14 protein-coding genes are annotated in these 15,647 nt (G+C 57.6%); 6 read left to right on the top strand and 8 right to left on the bottom strand.

The annotated features are described in order from the left end of the window. The first annotated feature begins 90 nt into the window (after window positions 1-90). From J8I87_RS03070 to J8I87_RS03055, 4 genes are read left to right on the top strand one after another with little or no spacing between them, the layout of a single operon-like run. Entirely contained in the window at window positions 91-495 is a 405-nt protein-coding gene (locus tag J8I87_RS03070; protein ID WP_209929982.1) for a hypothetical protein, read from the top strand. Window positions 496-509: 14 nt separating this feature from the next. After that, complete coding sequence (locus tag J8I87_RS03065; protein WP_209929981.1) at window positions 510-812, top strand: hypothetical protein; 303 nt, start codon at window positions 510-512, stop codon at window positions 810-812. Beyond that, on the top strand, window positions 809-1,333 hold the full coding sequence (locus J8I87_RS03060) for a hypothetical protein (protein ID WP_209929980.1): 525 nt from the start codon (window positions 809-811) through the stop codon (window positions 1,331-1,333). Before J8I87_RS03065 ends, J8I87_RS03060 begins: the two co-directional genes overlap by 4 nt. Before the next feature lie 13 nt (window positions 1,334-1,346). After that, complete coding sequence (locus J8I87_RS03055; protein WP_245253679.1) at window positions 1,347-3,554, top strand: DotA/TraY family protein; 2,208 nt, start codon at window positions 1,347-1,349, stop codon at window positions 3,552-3,554. 9 nt (window positions 3,555-3,563) lie between these two features. Here the strand turns inward: J8I87_RS03055 and J8I87_RS03050 are convergent, their stop codons facing one another. After that, window positions 3,564-4,082: a hypothetical protein gene (locus J8I87_RS03050; protein WP_209929979.1), complete on the bottom strand. Its 519-nt coding sequence runs from the start codon at window positions 4,080-4,082 to the stop codon at window positions 3,564-3,566. Between the two features lie 225 nt (window positions 4,083-4,307). Here J8I87_RS03050 and J8I87_RS46220 point away from each other — a divergent pair, with 225 nt between their 5' ends. After that, window positions 4,308-4,910 carry a hypothetical protein gene (locus tag J8I87_RS46220; protein WP_409518720.1) on the top strand — a complete coding sequence of 201 codons (603 nt, stop codon included), beginning with the start codon at window positions 4,308-4,310 and terminating at the stop codon, window positions 4,908-4,910. Window positions 4,911-5,151: 241 nt separating this feature from the next. Here J8I87_RS46220 and J8I87_RS03035 read toward each other — a convergent pair whose 3' ends face one another. Beyond that, on the bottom strand, window positions 5,152-8,178 hold the full coding sequence (locus J8I87_RS03035; protein ID WP_209929978.1) for an ankyrin repeat domain-containing protein: 3,027 nt from the start codon (window positions 8,176-8,178) through the stop codon (window positions 5,152-5,154). A 123-nt stretch (window positions 8,179-8,301) separates the two neighbouring features. Here J8I87_RS03035 and J8I87_RS03030 point away from each other — a divergent pair, with 123 nt between their 5' ends. Next, window positions 8,302-8,523, top strand: a complete 222-nt coding sequence (locus J8I87_RS03030) for a hypothetical protein (RefSeq protein ID WP_209929977.1) — start codon at window positions 8,302-8,304, stop codon at window positions 8,521-8,523. A gap of 368 nt (window positions 8,524-8,891) precedes the next feature. On the opposite strand, the gene J8I87_RS03025 is transcribed toward J8I87_RS03030, so the two are convergent. The 6 genes from J8I87_RS03025 to trfA all read right to left on the bottom strand — a co-directional run bounded on the left by J8I87_RS03025 (window position 8,892) and on the right by trfA (window position 15,250). After that, window positions 8,892-9,260, bottom strand: a complete 369-nt coding sequence (locus J8I87_RS03025) for a hypothetical protein (protein ID WP_209929976.1) — start codon at window positions 9,258-9,260, stop codon at window positions 8,892-8,894. Between the two features lie 715 nt (window positions 9,261-9,975). Next, the gene (locus tag J8I87_RS03020) at window positions 9,976-10,716 is read right to left on the bottom strand and encodes an abortive infection system antitoxin AbiGi family protein (protein ID WP_209929975.1); all 741 of its coding nucleotides are present in this window, start codon (window positions 10,714-10,716) and stop codon (window positions 9,976-9,978) included. A 191-nt stretch (window positions 10,717-10,907) separates the two neighbouring features. Next, entirely contained in the window at window positions 10,908-11,573 is a 666-nt protein-coding gene (locus J8I87_RS03015; protein ID WP_209929974.1) for a hypothetical protein, read from the bottom strand. Next, a complete protein-coding gene (locus J8I87_RS03010; RefSeq protein WP_209929973.1) occupies window positions 11,566-11,973 on the bottom strand; it encodes a hypothetical protein in 408 nt (135 codons plus the stop codon). The genes J8I87_RS03015 and J8I87_RS03010 overlap by 8 nt, the downstream gene beginning before the upstream one ends. Before the next feature lie 7 nt (window positions 11,974-11,980). After that, entirely contained in the window at window positions 11,981-13,066 is a 1,086-nt protein-coding gene (locus tag J8I87_RS03005; protein ID WP_209929972.1) for a hypothetical protein, read from the bottom strand. 1,122 nt (window positions 13,067-14,188) lie between these two features. Further along, a complete protein-coding gene (gene trfA / locus J8I87_RS03000; RefSeq protein WP_209929971.1) occupies window positions 14,189-15,250 on the bottom strand; it encodes a plasmid replication initiator TrfA in 1,062 nt (353 codons plus the stop codon). Window positions 15,251-15,647: the final 397 nt, after the last annotated feature.

The raw sequence follows: 15,647 nt of genomic DNA, 5'->3' as shown, positions 1-15,647 counted from the left end.
AGACAGAGTTTCGGGTGTGCGTTGGCAACGGTGTTGATCGCGACGGCGCTCGCTCAACCCGTGCAAGCTACCTGCACGATGCAAACGGAAATGTCGAACGCTCAGGCTCAAGAGCAGCAACGCCGTTTGAACAACATCAACACCAATTTTCAGCAGCTTCAGCTACTCAACCAGTTGCAGACGGCCTGCCTCGAAAATTTTCCCGACTATCCGACGCAGTACCTCGGCAATAGCTCGGTGATGACAACGGCGTTCAACAAGATCAAGCAGGCATCCTGCCAGTCGCTCGCGAACAAGGCCCGGCAGACCTCGGCGCAGGCAATGGCCTCAGCGCAAGCCCAGGTGCAGCAGCAGATTGACGCCATTCAAAAGAACGTGGCCGGCTCTACGGCCGGGTCGAGCGGATTGCTATCGGGCACGTTCAATCAGGTTGCGCCATCGTCCAACGGCGTGATTTCAACCATTACCGGCAGCCTAGCGCGGCTGTTCCAGTAAAGCGAGAGGCACATATGACCATCAACCATTTCCTTCATGTGCTCGCCGCTTCGCCGCGCGTCTTGGCCCGTCGCCGCGCACGTGGTGGCCTCACACATGAGCAGTTCAAGGATGCCTGCCTCGTCGTCCAGATTTGTTTTCTCGTGCATTGCTTTGTAGCCGCCTCGATCTGGTGGGCTCGCAGCCACGAAGGCGATCCGACGCGTTGGCTCGGCGTCGCCGTAGCCGTGGCGTGGGTCATCTTTTTCTGGTGCTTCCTCTTGAAGCAGGCATACCAATCGGTTGAAAACGCAATGGCACGGGAGATCCAACGATGAGCAACGAAACGAAGAAAGCCGGCATCGGCCGCCGTGTCGCACGTGGGATTGCCTACAACATGGTCCCAGGCTATCCGATCTACAAGGCGTTTGCGTCCGGCAAGGAAATGATCGTCGGCGGCGCAAAGACAGTGCTCGATCAATACAAAGAACTCGAACGGCAGCGGCCAACAACCCGGATCGTGCGCACCTATCGCGAAGCACTTGCACTCCGACCGGCCGACGCGGCACCGCTGGAGTGGATCGCGCGGCATTGTCTCAATTGCAAGCGTATGTGCCTCTTCATTGCGTACCTCTGCCTCCTGTCGTTCATCTACGGGGTGGTCAGCGGGTACTTCCTGGTCGTGTTCATCAGTGTTTTTGCTGCCGAGCTCCCGTTGCTGTTCACGGTCAAGTACGAGCACCGTCTGTGGCAACTGGAGACCGGCCCGCTTCGGCCCGACGAACCGCTTGGCGGCTACGGTGATTTTTTCCGCTCTCGCGGCGCGCTCCTGCGGTTATTCAATCCGCGTCTCTTCTAACCGGAGTCCGTCGATGCTCAAGCTCAACATGCTCAAGCGGGCAACTGTAGCCTTATCGCTCATCCTTGTCGCGGCAACGGCATTTGCCCAACAGGCGAGCGTTTCGGTCGGCGATATCCAGAACGCGGCGAATCGCAGCGGCGACAAGTCGATGTCGCTGCTGGAACTGGTCTACGGCCCGATCATTCACAACCCGCTGCTCGCTGGAAGTGGCTCGGGCGGCATGATGGCGCAATTGTTCCTCGTGCTGAATGCATGCATGCTCGCGGTCGGCGCGGTTTGGGCCGGGTATCACTTCCTCACCGCGGCAATCGCGACGGGAGCGGACGGCGAGTTCATGGGCCAGAAAAAGTCGTCGCCCTGGTTCATGATCCGAACAGGGGCCGGCTTCACTGGCCTCGTTCCGATCTTTGCGGGCTACAACGGCGCGCAAGCCGTTATGCTTTGGGGAACAATGATCGGCGTTGGTATTGCGAACCTGTCGCTCGATGCGGCGGTTACCGTGCTCAATAGCGGCGGTTCGATGATCGCGACGCCGGCCGCGCCGCAAGCAACGACGTTGGCAAAGGCCCTTTTCGAAGCCAACCTGTGCGCGCAGGCCGCGAACACGGCCATCGAGGACATGCCCAACGATACGGGCGTGTCGGTCGATCCAGCCGAGAAATTCATCTCGGCCGGGACCGGATCGAAGATCGTCCTGATAAACGGGCGTGGTCTTTCCTGCGGCGGGGCGGAAATTGCGATTACGGCCCCGCAGTCGATCCCGCAATACGACACCATGGGCATGGCCGTTTATACGAACGACCCGGCCCCGGAGTATAAGCACCTGCTCGAAGCTCACCAAAACGCGCTCAAGGCGATGCAATCAACGCTGTCCGGTGCCGCGCAAGCCTACGTGTCAGCTATCGACAGGCAGGGTCAACCGGCCGACCCTGCGAACACCATCAATCAGGCCGCATTGCAATACCAGGCCACGATCACGAAGGCGCTCGCAGACTCGTCAAGCGGCATCAACCAGCTTGCTGGCGTCATCCAGTCGAACCTTCAACGCGACGGCTGGATCATGATGGGCGCCTGGTATCAGACTTTCGCGCAAGCGAACTCGCAGCTTACGAGTCTCGCCAACGCGACGGCCGCAGCAGTGTCCGGGACCAGCCCCGACAACCTGCCTTACCCGCAGCTATACCGAAAGGTGAGCGCCGTCTACAGCCAGCAACTACAGTTGGACTCATCGGTTACAACGACGCAAGGTGCCCTGTCGGTGGGTATCACCGGCACGGACCCGAAAAGCATCCTCGGCAAGCTCTTCAGCGGGCAGCAGTGGGTGAAGTGGGCAACCGATCTGAACTCCGGTCAAGGGCCGGGCGGATCAACCAACCCGCTCATCGGCATGAAGAACCTCGGCGACGATATCCTCAACACCGGCTGGACCGCGCTCGGCGCTTACGCGGGCGCGAAGGCTATCGCGGGCGCGGCGAAAGAGAGCATGGCTGGAAAGATTGCCGATGTGTTCACAGCCGGCGTTTCTGGACTATTGACGGGCGCAGGCGACGGCTTGTTGAGCGCGCTCACTCCGTTCATCGTGATAATCCTTGTCACACTGTTTTTCTTCGGCGCGATGCTGTCGATCTACATTCCGATGCTTCCGTTCCTCATCTGGTTCGGTGGCATTGTGTCGTGGTATGCCGTGGTCGGCGAAAGCGTCGTTGCCGCACCGCTGTGGGCGTTTGCTCACCTTGACGGCGACGGCGAAGGTATGGGCCAGCGCACCACGCACGGCTATATCTTCCTGCTGAACGTGATGTTCCGCCCGGTCTTCATGATGCTCGGTTTCGTTCTTGGTGGGGCCGGGGTGGTTGTGCTCGGCACATTGCTCAACACGATGTTCGGAGTCGCATTGACGAACGCGCAATTCGACTCGTCAACCGGGCTGGTGAGCATCATCGGCTACATCGTTTTGTATGTGGGAATGTGTCAAACCTTGGTGCAAGGCACCTTCTCACTGATCCACGTTGTACCCGATCAGGTGTTCGCGTGGGTCGGCGGACAGATGGCGGGTGCGGTTGGTCGGGACATGCACGACAAGGCGAAGGACATCCTTGGCGCGGGTACAAGGCACGGGCAAGGATCTGCAACGGGAGCGCTCGGGCGTGGTGGTTCTCCGAAACCTGCTACGCCAAGCGCACCGATCGCGCCTGCTCCGCTTCCGCCTAGTGATTAACGAGGCCCGTCATCGACGGGCCATATTTCCTTGCGCGAGCCCGTCGCGAATTGCGTCGAGACGCCTGTGAAAGAGACTGTCATCTATGATCGAGCGATCGCGAAACATGTCGCTGCCGGTTCGGTCTGTCTCGATCAGCAGCTGTGCCCACTCGATCAAGGCAGGCTGCGCCCGCACCTGCGCAAGCTGCTCGCGGATCTCGTTTAGAAACTTCGTTTCCTCGCTCGGCATTACCGTCTTGGCGAGCAACAACGCGCGCGCAACGGCTTCTGTCGCGTCATCCGCTTGGCGCGCATTGTCTGGCGTGTTCCAGAGCGCCGTCAGTCGCTTAGCGCGGTCGGCAAGCATTCGCCCTGCGCGAGCCTCGGCCGACACCGCCCGCACCTTTTCACGCGTCGAATTACGCACGATGTAGGCTGGCTTAATGCCCTTGGCCTCAAGCGCGCGCACCGCCTCGGCGACGGCTGCATTAGCGCGTTCGAAAAACGTGCGACTCGTGATGTAGCGGCCTAGTTTGTTCGCAGGCATGGCTTCTTCTCCTTGTTAATACAAGGATACGCCTACCGCCCGGACCCTCGAAAGCGTTGATTTCGCCTGCTGCGCCGACGCAGGCGCGACCAACTAACCTCACGGTTGCCGCACAGGCCGAAGGACATCCTACCCATGTCGTCACAATCAATTGGCGTAGCACGCTTCTCTTGCGACTGTGGCTGGGGCCGCTACACTCGGTGCATACGACGCCTCGGGACAAAAATGGACATCCGACCGCTGCACACTGAAGATGACTATCGTTCGGCGCTGGCGGAAGTGTCGGCGCTGGTCGAACAGGACCCGGAGCCCGGTACGCCGGAAGGCGACAGGCTGGAGATATTGAGCATCCTCGTTCAGCATTACGAGGGCTCAATCGAAACGGCGCACCTGCTGCGTTCTTCGGCTAACGCTGCGCATCTGGGTGGTTCCATCGCGCAATTGCGGGCAGGTGGCGGTGGTTTCCGCGCATCGCCCGCACTTGGCGAAGCCAACGTAGACCACGCACATCGAGATAATCCAGACTTGTCGGCCGGTTGGGTGCCCAGCCCGCACTACACTGGCAATCGTCACCCTCACAGCGAAGGTCATCCCATGAGCACCAAGGCATCAATCAAATATCACGACGGCGAGGGCGGGGAGCCGTCCTGGCATCTTTATACGGAAGCTTTCGAAAAAGACGACGTCGTCTATCTCGAACTGGAAGGCGTACTGGCCGACGTAGTAATGATCGACAGTGCATGGGCAAAGGCGGGCACGGTACTGCTGCGCTTGCCAACCACCACGGCCAAGCAGCTTGGGCTGCTGTCGCCTAGCGATCCCGCATAACACATGTTATCAGGGCTATCCGTATTTGCTGGTTGATGCCGGCGTTCTCGGTTGCATTGCACCAATTGAGCACGGTAGCTGTGTGTCGTCCGTCGGACGCATTTCGACCCACTGCGGCCGCTCCGAACAGCGCCGCCGCTGTGACCGCTTCCAAGTGCACAGCGGCCGTCGACTCTTCGAGTCCGGCGGCGATTAACGGCGTTTTGCGAAGCGCTTTATACGGCCAACGAGAATCGGCATGTCAATTCTTCTTCCGTCTTTCGATTTCTTGTCTCACACGTTCGATTTCAAGCCGTTTGGCTTCCTTTGTTCCCCATGGTGGCGCTCTGTTTTGGGTGCCTTCGGCGGCGGCATGAATACGCGCTTTGGCAGCAAGTTGGTTGGCTCTGCGTTCGTCCAACTCCCTCATTTTGGCCGCTTCCCGCTCGGCGAAGCGTTCAGCGGCGATAGGTGTGGTTCGTTCAGGTAGTCCGGCAAGGATCACAAGCTTGTCAATATTGTCCCAGGTGCTGATCCAGCCGTCGTTGTAGGCAAACTCGCTAATCAACGGGAGATTGAGTGCCGTGTAGATCGGGATCCAGTTTACTTCTTCGCCTTGGCGGCGACGCACAGCGAGTTTGGGATTGAACTGGTACCGTCCGGTGGATACACGCAGAAACAGAGATCTATTGTAGGCATAGTCTCTGTCGATTTCGTTCCTCGCCAGCACGCCAGAAAGATGCTGGCGCTTGTTGCGCTCGGGCCGCACTACGTTAGCGGGTAAGTGTTGCCAGGCATCGAGGATGATTTGGGTCTGGAACGCGCTGTCTGCATTGCGTCGTATCTTGCTGAATTGGGCTTTGAACAATACCCACAGGGTCTGGAACAGAAAGTATTCAGACAGATGCCGGTCGATGCGGACCAAGCGATCACCCGCTCTGACATCAATGCAGGGCGGAGCCAAGCATTCATAGATTGCCGCCAGCGGGCCAGCAGCGAACTTTGTATCGCCAAATGCCTGCCGCAGAGCCCAGTGCAGTGCATTGTGACCATAGTGATCGACGGCATCGCGGTCGGCACCGCGCTCCAGCAGGGCTTCTACCAGCGCCACATTTCCCGCAGCAGCTGCGGCCATCAGTGGCGTCTGGTTCATTGGCAGGCGATGATCGACGCCATGCAGGTCACACTGCCTGAGGATGTCCTTGAAGTGGTTGGCGAAGTAAGGGACGTAGCTCTTGCGGCCGAATACCGCGCGCTGCTGATCAAAGGACCGTGCCTGCTCGAATTTCGCCTCAACTGCCAGCCACTTGGCGAGCTGCGGTTCGTCGAAACAGGTGGCATAGTCAAAGAGTTGCTGCTTGCCCTTGTTGCCCGGAGACTGCTCGCGGAAGACCTTGATCAGCAGGTTCCTGACCTTGGCATCATCGAACACCGGCCAAGGCACCGGAACCTGCTTCAAGATGGTGCGGCGGATGGCGTCCGCCTGCTCCTGCTTGCCCTGAAGTTCGAGTTTGCGTGCTTCCTTCTGCCAGTCTTCGAGCGTGGATTGTTTGCCCTCGATCTTGGTCTGGCCGACGACGAGATCCAGCAACCCGAACAACTCATGCCCTGTGTCCGACTCGATCATGTAGATGTTCTTGATGGCGCGCGTCAGCGCTACATACAGGGCATTGACGAAGAACTTGTAGACTTCGAGCGACTTATCACTCTTGTCTTTGGCGCGTTTGTAATCCAGTGTCTCGACCGCCAGATCGGCCTTGGCGACGCCCTCGACGATATCGTTGAACTCGCCGCGGTGATCCGAGATGAAGCGGTAGAGCACGATATTCTCGTATTCGAGACCCTTGGCTTCGTGGATCGAGAACAATAGCGGCGTGGCAAAGTGCTTGCGAGCGTCGGCCTTGTCCTCATCGCGCATTACCAGGACGGCGAACTGTGTGGATTGGCGAATCTTCTGGTCCAGTTCGCGCTTGGTGGCGTCCTTGTCGGGTATCAGCGTAACCTGGCCGGTCTCGCCGCCGACGGCCTGGACCAGGAAGTTGCTCTCGCGGTCGATGGAACCGAAGCGCCGCTGCTTGATCTTGAGCAACTGATTGGCGACGCGAGTGGCCTCCAGGCCGTTGCGAAAGTTGGCCTCAAGCACGCGCAATTCCTGTCGCTCGGCCAGTTTAGGGTCCTTCCAGAACAGGCTCTTGACTTGGCTCCAGGAAAAGAAATTGGGATGGACAATCTGGTTGGAATCCCCGCAGAGCATGAAATGGCCAGGCTTCTTCAGGGTTTTCAGCACGAGCGCGAGTTGCACGGTGGTGATGTCCTGCACCTCGTCAATAACCACGAAGTCGTAGCGCGGCGCAGCCAGCGCTTGCCAGTCGTGTGCGACAAGATTCAGGTCGTAGAGCTTTGCCTCGGCCAGCCAGGCGCTATACTTCTCAAACAGATTGTAGAGTTGGTCGCGCCGTTCTACGGGAAAGATCGATTGACGCACCCCCAGTGCTTGATACTCGTCGCGCGACAGGACACCGCCCGACCCGGCAGCAATCACGCCGCGAATCTCCTCGAAAGCCTGGTGGGCTTCGACATCCTTGAAGTTCTGCCGTATACGGGAGTACCAGCCCGCAAAGTCGCGCCAGCTAGCCTCGCGTCCTGCCGGAACGCGGATCGACTCGACAAACTCCCGGTAGGACAGAAATACGGCATCCTGACCGCCATGCTCGAAACCGTTGGAGTAGTAAAGGTCGCGGGCGCTCTGCGCCAGGAAGGCGGAGTGAGTGACGTAGAGGACCTCACCTTCGGCATGCTTGAGCTTTTCAAGCGTCAGTGCGGTCTTGCCACTGCCAGCGCTACCGACGACAACCAACGGAGGTGGCTGTCGGTAAATGGTCTCCTGCGTGTCATCAAACGAGATCGGTTTGTCGAGCAGGTGAATTCCGGTACGTTCGGGATGAAGGTAGCGTAGAGCTTGCGCCTCCCTGATGGCGTCATCAGCGCTGATGTCTGGAATTTTGCTCTCGTCAATCGCCGCGCCGCGCAGGAAGCGTGACTTATCGTAGGCGTGATTGGCGATCACTTCCAGCATCAGTGCGCAGACTTCGTCCCCGTGGCGCACCAGCGAGAACAACAGCCGGTCGGCGTCATCCAGCTTCGCCCGGTAGAACTTGCCGTGGCTCAGATTGGCGAGCTTCTTGACTTGGGCAGCACGGAAGTCGTGGCGAGCGATGGCCGCGGACACCTTGTCGTAGCTGGCCTTGACGCGTGAGGTGTCGAGCCCGGTGTATTCGAGGATCTTCATGAGGCGACGAGGATGAGAACAAGTGCAAGAGCAAGAATTCTCTCATGGTCGTGTGGCCTGCCAACTTCTATAACAAGTTTTCCGGTCTTGAACGGCAGTTATCCGACATGCACCGGACGCCCTATGACTGACGATTTGCTCATACTGAATGACGGCTCCTGGCCGTTCTGCGACGCCCTGGCAGCCGCTTTCACCCCAGCGCTTTCACTGCGCCGCACAATGACAAATCAACCGCAGAATACCAATACCCGTTTTCAGTCGATGTTCTCCGAAAACAGTTGCACCAACCGCACCAGCTTTGCCCGCTCCGCTTCCACGGACAGATGTTTAACCGTGAACGCATAAGGCCCGCCATCGGTGGGCTTTATTGTCGTTGCGCGAGCGTTTCGTTGTTTGCCTCGACGTGCGGGCTACGTCCCGTTTCCGCTAACGAACTCACGACAGGCGGCAGATCCGATGCGAACTCGGGGGCCGCGCTTTTCCAAAGCTTCAGTCCATCGCAACACTTCGTCTTTGGTTTCGAGCCTCTACCCGACAGGCGCGACCAAATAACCTCGATCGACGGCCAGGATGGAGCGAGAACTTTCGGGCCTTTGGACCGTTCGCCTAACTCGCCGGCCCCACGACTCTCGCCGACCGTCACCAAGGGCACCACGGGGCTGTTTTCACGCCGATAGAGGGCAACCAGCAAAGGTACTCGCTGCGATGCAGCTTCATAGCTGCATCTGCGGTGCGCGCGCCATGGTCAAAGCGGTCTCGATAATGATGTTCCGGTGCTCCTGGGACACGAGCGGGTTCGATGGGCTGACCTTTGCAAGTTCGGCCGCCATCTTGTCCTGGAGGCCATCGAGCGCGGCCGTCCGTGCCTGCATGGCCTCCAGCTGCTGACGCAGGGCGTCTCGCTCTCGCTCGACGGTTGAGAGCTTGGCCTTGAGTTTGTCCGCGTAGGCGATCCACTGATCGACGGCGTTCCTGTTGTGATCGGCAACCTGCCTATTTTGGTCAGCAACTTGCCTGTTGTGGTCGGCGATCCGCTGGTTGCGCTGGGCGAGACCAAGCGTGTAACGATCAAACTCCGGCATGACCGGGACTCCCGTAGTGTTATCGACGGCGCGTTACTTCGCGACCGCCGTGGCCCAATCTCGATTCAACCAGTGCAAATACTGCCTCGACGGACCCGATATCGCAACAGGGTCTGCATGACCTGATCGGAGCGATTGCGGTAAGCGCGACCAAATAACCTCACCAAGCGATCCAAATGCCGCTCCGCTCGTCAACCCGTCGTCGCTCTGTGACACCGACTCACGATTACGTACAACGTCATTTCTTTGATCATCAGCCACCCTAATCTGACATAAGCGCTGTTATGTCACCGTTGCAACGTCAAGGGGCGAAGCCACTCGATGGCCCGTGGAACATCCTGGCTTCATCGCCCGTAAAGCATTCAGCGACGCGGGTTTACAGCAGTTTCAAATTCTTCCGTGGAACAATTGATGGCGGCTGCCGCCGTGCGTTTTTGGGCACCCGCATTTCGGGTTGAATCATGTGTGGCGAAGAGGGCCCGCACTTGCGAGTGCGTCCGACGGTTCCTTCAGTGTAGGCGGATCCGTTTCGCTGCGTCCTCGCGCCGCAAACACTCTGCCCGTTGAATCGGACATCGGCGAAGGATGACTCAAGCGCTTCGGTATTCAAGGCATTGGATCGCGCCGCGTCCAATTCTTAGGATTGCCGCCTCGTATGATCCAAGGTAGGGGCAAGACGGCGCGACCGACGTCGGGGTCGGCCACCAGTGAACTTTCAAAGGTCGTGCGCCAAGCTTTCCAGCGAAACTATTCTGGACAAAAGGATTTTCATTTCACCTGCCTTGAAGTCATCGAGTTCTGTATTTATGAAATCTACAAGCGGGGGAATATCCGCATCTTTCGCGACAAACAGATACCGAATATCGTCAGGATTGAATTTCAGTTCATGACCTTTCGTCGTTTCATTGGCTGCGTTTCTCACAGTGGGATCATCAAACGGTCCCCACAGCAGATGATCTATCTCCTTCTTCTGCAGCACATACCGCCACTCAGACTCTTGATAAAACTCGGCATGAACTTCAGCCCCTTTGAGCATCATCGTGCCCTCTAGCGGCTTTACGTATTGGAGCAGCCGAAGCACGTCCCAGCGCGCCGCTTTAGCTTCGTCTTCAGACGGAGATGTGTGTTCTTTTACATAAGTAAAGAGGTTCTCGACCTTATCGCGAAGCAAACTCTGATCTGACAGATATATCACGGGATTGAGTTGGTTACGTATCGCCCACTCTTTTGACATTCCGATGCCGTACGAACCGTAGGAGTCCACATGATTCTCAATTCGTCCTAACGGGATATCGCAGAAACAGATCATTGGATAGGCAACAAGCTTCGCCTTTCCAGTCAGCCATGATAGGTCTTCGACTGCATAACGCGGCTGAAGGCCAGTAGAAAGGATGCTCTTCAAAATGTCGAGATTCGACGTGAAGTGAAATAAGGTGTGGGATTTTGGTTTTGCCATTGTTTTCATAATTTGTGGATCAACCGTGGCCCGTATCGTACCGGAAAGCCAGATCGGTTGGTGCGTCGCCTAGCCAGTTCTGACTTTGCCGACAGGGTCACGAATATATGTCATCACGTCTTGATGGCCGGAAACACCGGTCGGCTCTTGTGCTGTCGTACGCGCGGGGCTCTCGGCTGCGCTCGACTTGGTCACTTCTGCGGATCATGATGCAAATGCAAAAACATGTGCCTGATGTAATAAGGAAGACCCGTACCTTTATGCGCCTCGGCAGTCGAGAACGCCAAGCCCGGACGGCCAGCATCGTTCATATCGCAAGCAATACCATGGTCGTTCGTCAGGTGATCCGCCCATTGCTGCATCCGATTGTTCGCGTTGTCGTAGTCCCTGTTATAAATCAGCATCCCGCCGCGATCGGCGTTTTTACGTGCAGTGCTGTAACGCGTAGTCAACTGCTCCAAGCCGCCAAAGCAATATTTTGGCCCCCTGTCGAGCTTTGCTTCTCCGAGCCAACTGAAGCCTTGCTTGTGCCTGCACTCGACCGTTATATCGACGTGCCCGTTTGTGTCCTTGTCATGATGCGCCGAATATCCAAAGCGCTTGAGGTCGCTAATGATCGCGTCCGAAATTTGATCCTCGCTCGCCTCGGCGAAATACTTTTTTCGGTCTTCTAGGTCGCCAAGAATTTGGTCTAAGTCTTCGTAAAGCAGTTCGACGAACTCCTCATACGTTTCCGTGGTTACTCGGCGCAATATCCGATCCCCGCCGACAGCCAACCGCATAACAGCCTCAAATGCCTTTACACTAACTTTACGACCTGAATCGTCTGCCGGCAAAACGAAAGCAATTTCACTCATTGGCGACGATTTCCTTTGCCAACGGCGACGGCACAAACGTTACGAACACGCGATCCTCGTAGTTTTCTATCGGATCGCCTGTTTCTGGGTGATTTAGTTCGCCCTCACGCCGAGCGGCATCGAGCGCGTTTGCGTCGAAATAAAACACCTCATCTTCATCGTCGATGAACTCGAACTGCATATCGAGAAGATGGAGGTCGTGGCCGGTAAGGTACTGAATCGCTCTCGCTATATCGGCTTCCTGCGCGTCAGTCTTGGCTGCAAGTCTATCGAGTTGACCGAACGTCAGCCGCTTGAGGACACCTTCCGCAATCAGGTCTAGCACGGCAATGCAAAGAGCACCCGTCGGGGCTTGTGCCCAAACGGATTGAACGTGCTCGATTGCTTGGTGTCTGTTCATCAGGGAATCAAACATGCCCAAGAAGGGTCTGCACGGCATTCTCAAAGTCGACTTCGGAGATGCACCCGCTGATCGCCGCGACTTCCAGCCGCTGCGAAGGCTTTGCAAGCTCCCTGAATGATCCCGGCAGCATGAGTTCGACCATAGCGCCGTGGACTGTAGACGGGAAGCGCACCGCCAGCCGATAGGGGACTATTTCTGCCAAGCCTCCGAGGCCTGCTTTTCCAGCTTTATGATACAACTCCTCGCGCAGGTCCGAAGTCTTGTCTCGCATCTTCTCGACCTTGACCGAATCCGTCGGCGTTTCAAAACCCAGCTCACTGACGCGACCCAGCCCCTTTTTTTGATAGATTTTATCTATCGCCCTAAACAAATTTTGGCGCTCGCCAAGGATTGGCTCGCCCTTCGGCCCGGAAAAGTGCGCGTGGAAGTGCTGGAGCAGAGTCTTTGCGCAAATTTCCGCATAGTCCATGTTCGTCAGCGTCGGCAAATCTAGCCGAATTTGAACCGAACAATCGGGCGACACGACGATGCTATCCATACACTGCTTGAAGCGAAGTTTTATAGCGATAAATTCATCGTAGTCTTGAAAGGCGTCACGCACGGCGGCGGAAACTTCGTCCCGCTTGTATTTGTCGCGCTCTTCGACATAACGACCAGATAAGAAAAATAACGCAATCCGACCGTCCGGATGCTTCACACTCCCCGCAAACGTTGGGACCCCAGGCACGTCCGATTTAACCCGCGCCTCGGGAATCAATGAGGGGAAGCTTTTCGAAACGGGGCTGACGGGAGCGACCGCCTTTCGTGCGAGGTCATAAATTCGGCCCTTGAAGTCCGGATGAGGCTCGAAGAACGTTACGACCCGGTCGCCCGCCAACAGCTGCGCCATGTAGAACTCTTGGAGCTTTGCGGTAACCTTGTTCAATGTGGCGTCAGTGGTGTTGCTTTCCAGCAGCCCCGCCAAAAACGGATCCCATGTGCGAGTAACAGGAAGCCCATTCGCGCTAGCATAAGCACTCATCCGCCCCCATTTCGTCACTCGGCGCAGGTCGGCGACAAGCCCCATTACTTTTAATTGTGCTTCTGTCATGTCTGTCTCTCAGACCATCTTCTTTTTGGGTAAAAGCATGCTCAGACGGCATACGATGTCCGACGGATTCCAGATGCGAATCCATACCAGTCGTCAAGAGCCCGCGCAAATGGAATCGCAACGCTGGCAGCAGCCTTAAATTCCGCCCGCCAGTATAAGAGAGATAGTCGGCGACGGTAGTGAAAAGATGCACGTCTCAAACGGCATAAAAAGTGGAGTCCCGATGCGAAGGCCAATGGGCGCTGGGTGGCGATGTCCGGGCTTTGACGCCGAAGCTCTGCGGCAGATGGAAGGTGACATGGCCGTAGCGCGAACTCGATTGACGGTTCTCATTGCAGCTGCGAAAAGAGCGCTAACTAACAGATGCGGATACTACGTTTTTCGCATTGTGCTGAGGTTATTTGGTCGCGCCCGACAGAACGCGGCAGCTCGGTGCTCGAATACCTATCATCGCCCCAGTCAAAACCATCGATTCGCGCCGCAGTGACGGATCCCGCGCCCGCCCGTGGACGGGAGCGCTGCCCACACCGCAAGGGCGTGGACAGCGCCGGCTTCGTAGCCGGCGTCCCGCTCCCGCCCACCGGCTCCCCGCGAGCCTCGCCTTCGGCCTGACGCGCCGCGATGCGGCTTGCCATAGCGAGAACGACGGCCAACCATAAGCCCCTCTCTGCAAGCCCGAGCCGTTGATCGATGATTGGGCAACGCGAGTGCCAAGAGCCCGGATTGAGGCGCACGGGCACCGCCGCCCGTAGGGCGGTGGAATGCCGACCGGCCCTTCGGGCCGGGCAATCCGGCTGGGCGAATGTTGACCGTCGGTATTTCACATAGCGGCTAATCACGCGTCGCAGGCGCGCACTTGTTCCGTTCCATGGCGGTGCGAAGTAAGCCGACGCGAAATTCTCTGCCGAGTTGTCCGTAGCTTTTCCACAGCGCGAGGACGGTTTACGGTTAAAGAGAGGTTAGTAAACGGTTAGGGGTTGCCGAAACCGGCCGCTTAGCCTTGTTCAGAACGGATTTGAAGAGATCACACGCCGGCCAAAGGTCATACTCCGGCCGGTCAAAGGTCATACTCCAGTCGGTCAAAGGTCACAGCCGGTCGGCCAAAAGTCATACTTCGGTCGGTCAAAGGTCATGCAGTCGCTCGACCTTCACAAGGTCGTCCGGACTAAGGGACCAGTCTTTCAGAAACCTGACCCGCTTGAGCTCATTCAGGGCGGCTTTGGCGAGTTCGCGCAGATGCTTCTGCGTCGTAGTTGTCAGCCCGGCCCCTGCCTTGATGGTCCCCAGCTTGATAGGAAACGGCACTTCATGACTGGCAAAGTAGCCATGTAGCCATGTTGCGAGGCCAGGCGGTAGATCGAGCCGCTGCGCCCACTCGACTCGGGTGAAATAGCCCTTTCCGCCGTACAGGTCGACCAGTTGCGAGGCCAATTGCACCCTGTACTGTTTGAGTGGCGCACCGGTACGAGGGTCGCGCCACTCGAACGCTGGGATCATCGACATCGCCTTGCCGTCTTCCTCGCCTTTTTCATTGCTGTCGTCGAGGCGCTTTACTATCACTTGCAGCGACGTGGCTTGCATACGCGTCAAGCAATCGCGCAAACGGGTATAGCTTTGGCTTTTGACCGGCCATCCGATCGCCAGGAGAAAGGAGCGTGCGGTGAACCGCACGTTTTCGCCAAGTGGCTGGCACTTGGCGAGCTGAATCAGCTGAAGCCAGACCGTTTCATCATCCTGCCGTAGCTCTTCACCCGTGTAAGTGATCCGACCGTCACCGATGACGTAGATTTCACGCTCTTTCAGGTACTCGCGTTTCCTGGATTTATTGCGTGCGTTGAAGAGAGCCGATCGGAAAACTTCGTTCGGCAGCGCACGGAACTTCGCAGGCCAGAAAGGGAGCGATAGCTGTTGGTTGGCTACGCTCTCAGCTATAGCCGCGTCCAGCTTTGCTCGGTGCGCAGCCTGCTTGTCCTGTTGCGCAATCGACCGCTGCACGATCTCTGGCGAATGCGCGAAGATGATGTCAGCCGCAGACTTCCGCGAACCTGCCGCCTCCTGCTCGCGACACGTGCAGCGGTCTACAACGGCGCACGCATGCATGTCACTTATCGGTTGACGATGCGAAGGGCGCGGGCGAACGCCCCCGTCAACCAGTGGCAGGATCTGCTCATTCAGGGAGTTCATCTGCCCTCCCGCGCCACTGCCAGACGTTCAAGCTGCTGTCGTTTCGTCGGTCGGCCGACCTGCCGTCGAGGATTGTTCGAAACGCTGCGGGAGGGCGCTGCGATTGTACGGACGATCGTCGTTGCAGACTTGCTGCCGCCAACTTCTTGTGCGGCCTCTAGATGGTCTCTCAACCAATCGACAACTATTGACTCGAGCCAAAGACGTCCGCGCCGTCCCGGGATCTTAATCGAGGGGGGCAACCGATGCGGTGCTCGCGTAAGGTCCTTAAAGATCGTTGCAGCGGGTCGGTGAAGATAAATCGCCCCGAGTTCGTGAGCGTGTTGGCGGCGGCGTAAATCCGACACCAGACGGCGGCGCAAGGTTGAGTTAAACACTCGACCATGCGCCGCAGGCA

This window comes from Paraburkholderia sp. LEh10, from assembly GCF_017814945.1.
GTDB lineage: Bacteria > Pseudomonadota > Gammaproteobacteria > Burkholderiales > Burkholderiaceae > Paraburkholderia.
Note: the sequence above shows the minus strand (reverse complement) of the source record. Positions and strands in the feature narration are given on the sequence as shown.

Coding starts and splice junctions, on each gene's coding strand:
- J8I87_RS03030 (WP_209929977.1), top strand. CDS start 8,302: ATGACTGACGATTTGCTCATACTGAATGACGGCTCCTGGCCGTTCTGC.
- J8I87_RS46220 (WP_409518720.1), top strand. CDS start 4,308: ATGGACATCCGACCGCTGCACACTGAAGATGACTATCGTTCGGCGCTG.
- J8I87_RS03050 (WP_209929979.1), bottom strand. CDS start 4,082: ATGCCTGCGAACAAACTAGGCCGCTACATCACGAGTCGCACGTTTTTC.
- J8I87_RS03010 (WP_209929973.1), bottom strand. CDS start 11,973: ATGAACAGACACCAAGCAATCGAGCACGTTCAATCCGTTTGGGCACAA.
- J8I87_RS03005 (WP_209929972.1), bottom strand. CDS start 13,066: ATGACAGAAGCACAATTAAAAGTAATGGGGCTTGTCGCCGACCTGCGC.
- trfA (WP_209929971.1), bottom strand. CDS start 15,250: ATGAACTCCCTGAATGAGCAGATCCTGCCACTGGTTGACGGGGGCGTT.
- J8I87_RS03020 (WP_209929975.1), bottom strand. CDS start 10,716: ATGGCAAAACCAAAATCCCACACCTTATTTCACTTCACGTCGAATCTC.
- J8I87_RS03060 (WP_209929980.1), top strand. CDS start 809: ATGAGCAACGAAACGAAGAAAGCCGGCATCGGCCGCCGTGTCGCACGT.
- J8I87_RS03070 (WP_209929982.1), top strand. CDS start 91: ATGTCGAACGCTCAGGCTCAAGAGCAGCAACGCCGTTTGAACAACATC.
- J8I87_RS03055 (WP_245253679.1), top strand. CDS start 1,347: ATGCTCAAGCTCAACATGCTCAAGCGGGCAACTGTAGCCTTATCGCTC.
- J8I87_RS03035 (WP_209929978.1), bottom strand. CDS start 8,178: ATGAAGATCCTCGAATACACCGGGCTCGACACCTCACGCGTCAAGGCC.
- J8I87_RS03025 (WP_209929976.1), bottom strand. CDS start 9,260: ATGCCGGAGTTTGATCGTTACACGCTTGGTCTCGCCCAGCGCAACCAG.
- J8I87_RS03015 (WP_209929974.1), bottom strand. CDS start 11,573: ATGAGTGAAATTGCTTTCGTTTTGCCGGCAGACGATTCAGGTCGTAAA.
- J8I87_RS03065 (WP_209929981.1), top strand. CDS start 510: ATGACCATCAACCATTTCCTTCATGTGCTCGCCGCTTCGCCGCGCGTC.